The organism is Stenotrophomonas geniculata ATCC 19374 = JCM 13324 (assembly GCF_001431625.1).
GTDB lineage: Bacteria > Pseudomonadota > Gammaproteobacteria > Xanthomonadales > Xanthomonadaceae > Stenotrophomonas > Stenotrophomonas geniculata.
Map to the genome: position 1 here is coordinate 1 of NZ_LLXT01000067.1, position 1,421 is coordinate 1,421.

At 56.1% G+C, this 1,421-nt stretch carries 1 protein-coding gene; it reads right to left on the minus strand.

Translation table 11 applies throughout. The annotated features are described in order from the left end of the window. Positions 1 to 455: 455 nt before the first annotated feature. Positions 456 to 1,121: a T6SS immunity protein Tdi1 domain-containing protein gene (locus tag ARC63_RS03510; RefSeq protein WP_057502521.1), complete on the minus strand. Its 666-nt coding sequence runs from the start codon at positions 1,119 to 1,121 to the stop codon at positions 456 to 458. Positions 1,122 to 1,421: the final 300 nt, after the last annotated feature.

Genomic DNA, 1,421 nt, shown 5'->3' on the forward strand with positions numbered 1-1,421 from the left:
CCGTTGGTTGGGATTGGCCCCGTGGGGTGGTTTGTCGGGGGGTGCCGGCAAAGGGCGGAGCCCCTCGTGTCGGGTCTGGTTTGGTCGCTGAAAGCAAAAGCCGGGTTTGGCGGGGGGGGTGGCCTGCGCGGGGGACGCTGCAAGTACGTCCCTGGTAAGCTGGCCCGCCGCCTCCATGCGGCGAACACCCCCGCGCAGCCCACCCCGACCGGCCCCTGACAATTTCCTGCGCGGCCCGCCACGGAATGGAAGAGGAAAATCAAAGGCAAAAGCGGGTCGCACGCTGCGCTTGCTCGTGTAGAGCCGAGCCCACGCTCGGCTGCTTTTGCCATTGCGAAAAGCAGCCCGGCGTAGGCTTAGGGCTACAGGATCAGACACAGGTCGCAGAAACTACCTGGAAGTATCAAGACCCGGAGGAGATCTGTAGTTGTCGATCTGAAGATCGCCGTGTGATTTCAACTGAATGATCTGACAAGCGCCCGGGTTCCATACGATGAATACTCGTATAAGGAGAAGTCCTGTGTCTGGCACAGGATCCCTAAATGCTCAATGGCCTCGACCTTCTTCAGATTCTCGATGGTGTTCTCCCCACCCAGTGAAAGCAGTGGCTGGAATCCATAGCATTCACCGATCTCTAAGGGCCCAAGCTTCTTCCGTGCTCTGGAGAATAGCCGTCTGTCATCTTTGTCGTAAGCATCGATATCCTCTGCGTCGAGCATAAATGGGATCTCGATGGCATGTTCAAGATGCATTCCGGCATCTGTATCTCGTGCAGATGTCTCACACATCACTGAGCCATGCATAAGTTCTATCTCTCCGATGCCGAAGACTTCGTGATAGAAGAAAATATTGCCGAACGCACTATGGCAAAACGCATGGCAATTCGTACTGTTGAATTGCTCGTCGCGGTCGAACACTGCATCCAGAATGCCTTCGAAACTCCTGGGGTGGCATATCTGGAGCTGGCCTTGCAGTGTGAAGAAAAAGCCTAGCTTAGCGAAGAGTTCGCGGAGTTGATCAGGAAGGGATGTTGGAAGTGAATTCCACTCGTCGCGGGTGAGCGAGCGACACAGCTTTGGGTGTCCATGCTCGTTGACGATGTAGTCAATTAGTTTACTCATTTCTGATCTGCAGTTTGGCCTTCGAATCTGCGGCGCGAATACGTCATCTGCCGGACTTGTTGATGGTCGAACGTATCAGGCAATACCGACGTTGGCCCGTTTTCAGAAACGGTCCCTCCGGCCTGCCTTGTCCCGGTGTGCGGCATGAAATGAGGATGGGAGCCAGAAACGACAAAAGGGACGCGGCGAAGCCGCGTCCCTCTTTCAAATTCCGTCCCGACAACCCAACGCTCTTCGATCCGTCACCGGACAACTGTCAGAGGTGGGGCGGGATGGGGTCGCGGGGGTGTCAGCCGCATG

Bases quoted from the DNA above. Each gene is read 5' to 3' on its own strand.
- ARC63_RS03510 (WP_057502521.1), bottom strand. From the start codon at position 1,121: ATGAGTAAACTAATTGACTACATCGTCAACGAGCATGGACACCCAAAG.